The organism is Mesorhizobium sp. M2A.F.Ca.ET.037.01.1.1 (assembly GCF_003998075.1).
GTDB lineage: Bacteria > Pseudomonadota > Alphaproteobacteria > Rhizobiales > Rhizobiaceae > Mesorhizobium.
Window position 1 is genome coordinate 1 of sequence record NZ_RZSA01000678.1, and the last position, 3,782, is coordinate 3,782.

The following is a 3,782-nucleotide window of genomic DNA, read 5'->3' on the forward strand; positions in this document are numbered from 1 at the left end:
CTGATCATCGCGCTCGGCCTTTTGGTCGACGACGCAATGATCGCGGTCGAGATGATGGTGGCGCGGCTGGAAGTCGGCGACAATCTCCGCAAGGCGGCGACCTTCGTCTACACCTCGACCGCCTTTCCGATGCTGACCGGCACGCTGGTGACGGTCGCCGGCTTCATCCCGATCGGCCTCAACTCCAGCGCCGCGGGCGAGTACACCTTCACGCTGTTCGTCGTCATCGCGGTGTCGCTGCTGGTGTCATGGATCGTGGCGGTGCTGTTCGCGCCGCTGCTGGGCGTCACCATCCTGCCTGCGACGATGAAAGAGAAGCACCACGACCAGCCAGGACGCTTCACCTCGCTGTTCCGGCGCGTGCTTGTCTTCTCCGTGCGCCGGCACTGGCTGACGATCATCGTGACGGTGCTTGTGTTCGCCGCCTCGGTCGCCGGCTTCGGCCTCGTGCAGCAGCAGTTCTTCCCACCCTCCGACCGGCCGGAGCTGATCGTCGACTGGAACCTGCCGCAGAACTCCTCGATCACCGAGACGCGCGACCAGATGGAGCGCTTCGAGCAGCGGGCGCTGGCCGGCAATCCGGACATCGACCACTTCTCCTCCTATATCGGCGAGGGTGCCGTGCGCTTCGTGCTGGCCCATGACGTGCAGCCTGCCAATCCCTATTTCGGCCAGACCGTCATCGTCACCAAGAACATCGAGGCGCGCAACCGGGTGAAGCCGGCGCTGGAGAAGCTGCTGCGCGAGGAGTTCGTCGGCACCGACGCGTTCGTCAAATTGCTGGAGCTCGGCCCGCCGGTCGGCAGGCCGGTGCAGTACCGCGTCGGCGGTCCCGATATCCAGACGGTGCGGGAACTTGCGCAGCAATTCGCCGGCGTGATCTCGGCCAATCCGAAGCTCGCAGCCCCCACCTTCGACTGGAACGAACCGCAGCGCGTGCTGAGGGTCGACGTGCTGCAGGACAAGGCGCGCCAGCTCGGCATCACCTCTTCGGACATCGCCAGCGCGCTGAACAGCACGGTGGGCGGCTCGACGATCACGCAGGTGCGCGACGCGACCTATCTCATCGACGTCGTGGCGCGGTCGCGCGAGGCCGAGCGCGGCTCGATCGAGACGCTGCAGAACATGCAGCTGCCGACCGGCAACGGCGAGTCGATCCCGCTCGCCGCCGTCGCCAACTTCCGCTACGACCTCGAACAGCCGACGGTCTGGCGGCGCAACCGCACGCCGACGATCACGGTGCGCGCCGGCCTGGTCGGCGACGTGCTGCCGGCGACCGTCGTCAACGAGTTGAAGCCGTCGGTGGACGCCTTCATCGCCAAGCTGCCGCCCGGCTATTCGGTCGAGACCGCGGGTTCGGTCGAGGAAAGCGCCAAGAGCCAGGGCCCGATCGCGGCCGTGGTGCCGTTGATGCTGTTCGTCATGGCGACCATCCTGATGGTGCAGTTGCAGAGCTTCCAGCGCCTGTTCCTGGTGGTGGCGGTGGCGCCGCTCGGGCTGATCGGCGTGGTGGCGGCGCTGGTTCCCAGCGGCGCGCCGCTCGGCTTCGTCGCCATACTCGGCGTGCTGGCACTGATCGGCATCCTGATCCGCAACTCGGTCATCCTGATCGTGCAGATCGAGGACCTCGTCAAAGAAGGCAAGGACCGCTGGGCGGCGGTGGTCGAAGCGACCGAGCATCGCATGCGGCCGATCGCGCTGACCGCCGCGGCTGCAAGTCTCGCGCTGATCCCGATCGCGCGCGAAGTGTTCTGGGGACCGATGGCCTACGCCATGATGGGCGACATCATCGCCGGCACGGCGATCACGCTGCTGTTCCTGCCGGCACTCTACGTGACGTGGTTCAGGGTCAAGGAGCCGAAAGATAGGGAAAGCGTGGCTGTGTCAGAGACCGGAGATCTGGCGCAGACCACCCCAACCTAAGGCCGTCATTCGTCATCGCGAAGGCCGAGAGGACGCGACTTGGCGCGCTGCCACGGTGATGACCTTGAGCTGCGCCAAGCGTGCCAACCCTTTGGCAAATCGGCCAATTCCAGGATGCTTTTGTCCCGGTCAACCACCTCTTGCAAGCCTACGAGCATCATGTCGCTTTCATTCCGATCCCGCGTGTCGCTGCTGTAGAACTGCCAACTGCCCCCTTCATCATTATCGTCGTCGTCATCGTCATTTTCATGCACGACGTATGCGATCCAGTCGCCGTGTCTAAATATGCCCTTGTCCGACAAGACCGCGACGTTCGGTGGGTCTTCGAAGTTCCATCGCTCCACGGAAATCTCCTAAATTGGCTATGCACCAACAGGACCATCTCAAGCCGTCCGCACGAACCCCTCACTCGCCCTGAGCAGATTGCGCGTATAATCCTCGCCGACCCGATGCCCTATCAGCTGGCTCGCGGTTAGTGTTTCCACCGCCTCTCCATTCTGCATCACCATCAGCCGCTCGCACATATGGGTGATGATGGCGAGGTCGTGGCTGACCATCAGGAAGGTGAGCTTGCGGCGGCGACGGACCTCTTCGAGAAGGTTCAGCACTTCGGCCTGAACAGAGGCGTCGAGCGCCGAGGTCGGCTCGTCGAGCAGAAGGATCGAGGGTTCGAGGATCAGCGCACGCGCGATGGCGACACGCTGGCGTTGGCCGCCGGAAAGCTGGTGCGCATAGCGGAAGCGGAAGCCCTTGCCGAGGCCGACCTCGTCCAGCGCGCGCTCGATGCGCTTCTCGCCATCGGCAATGCCATGGATCGCGAGCGGCTCCTGCAGCAGTCGGTCGACCGTCTGGCGCGGATGCAGCGACCCGTAGGGATCCTGGAACACCATCTGCACATCGCGGTAGAAAGCCTTGTCGCGGGTTTTGCCGAGCCTCTTGCCGTTGACGGTGATGGTGCCCGAAGCGACAGGCGCAAGGCCGGTGATCGCCTTTAGCAGCGTCGACTTACCGGAGCCGCTTTCGCCGACCAAGCCATAGGATTCGCCTTCCCTCACCTCGAGGTTGACGCCCTTCAGCGCGCGAAAACGGTCGAAGACCACTTCCAGCCCTTGGATGGCGATGGCGGCCGTCATGCCGCCCACTCCGGCTTGCGGTCGAGCACCGGCAGCGGATGGCGCTCGAAACCGATCCTCGGCATGCAGTTGAGCAGGCCGCGCGTGTAGGGATGCCGGGCGTCGCGCAGTTCGGACGCCTTGATCTGCTCGACCACCTTGCCGGCATACATGACGACGACCCGATCGCAGAAGGACGAGACCAGGCGCAGATCGTGCGAGATGAAGATCAGCCCCATGCCGCGCTCGGCCACGAGCTTGTCGAGGATCTTGAGCACGTCGAGCTGCACGGTGACGTCGAGCGCCGAGGTCGGCTCGTCGGCGATCATCAGTTCGGGTCCGGTGACCAGCATCATCGCGATCATGGCGCGCTGGCCCATGCCGCCCGAGACCTCGTGCGGATAAAGATCGAAGACGCGAGCCGGATCGCGGATCTGCACCGCCTGCAGCATGGCCAGAGCCCATTCGCGCGCCTCGGCCTTGGAGACCTTCTCATGCGTGCGCAGCGTCTCGACGATCTGACGGCCGATGGTCATCACCGGATCCAGCGAATATTTCGGATCCTGCAGGATCATGGCGATGCGGTTTCCCCGCAGCGACCGGCGCTGACGAGGCGAGATCGAGAGCAGGTCGATGCCGTCAAAGGCGAGCTTCTTGGCCGAAACCTCGGCCTGCGGCGGGGTCAACCCCATGATGGCGCGGCCGGTCTGCGACTTGCCGGATCCGCTTTCGCCGACGATGCCGAGA

At 64.6% G+C, this 3,782-nt stretch carries 4 protein-coding genes; 1 reads left to right on the top strand and 3 read right to left on the bottom strand.

All coding sequences use genetic code 11. The annotated features are described in order from the left end of the window. Nucleotides 1–1,923 (top strand): efflux RND transporter permease subunit (locus EOA27_RS26770; protein WP_145970549.1); only part of this gene is annotated, 1,923 nt, incomplete at its 5' end. Between the two features lie 5 nt (nucleotides 1,924–1,928). Here EOA27_RS26770 and EOA27_RS26775 read toward each other — a convergent pair. From EOA27_RS26775 to EOA27_RS26785, 3 genes are all read right to left on the bottom strand, one after another. Further along, the gene (locus EOA27_RS26775) at nucleotides 1,929–2,267 is read right to left on the bottom strand and encodes a hypothetical protein (RefSeq protein WP_126079434.1); all 339 of its coding nucleotides are present in this window, start codon (nucleotides 2,265–2,267) and stop codon (nucleotides 1,929–1,931) included. A 39-nt stretch (nucleotides 2,268–2,306) separates the two neighbouring features. Further along, entirely contained in the window at nucleotides 2,307–3,056 is a 750-nt protein-coding gene (locus EOA27_RS26780) for an ABC transporter ATP-binding protein (protein ID WP_127257664.1), read from the bottom strand. Further along, nucleotides 3,053–3,782: ABC transporter ATP-binding protein (locus EOA27_RS26785; RefSeq protein WP_145970550.1), on the bottom strand; the 730-nt coding region annotated here is incomplete at its 5' end. The genes EOA27_RS26780 and EOA27_RS26785, both read right to left, overlap by 4 nt.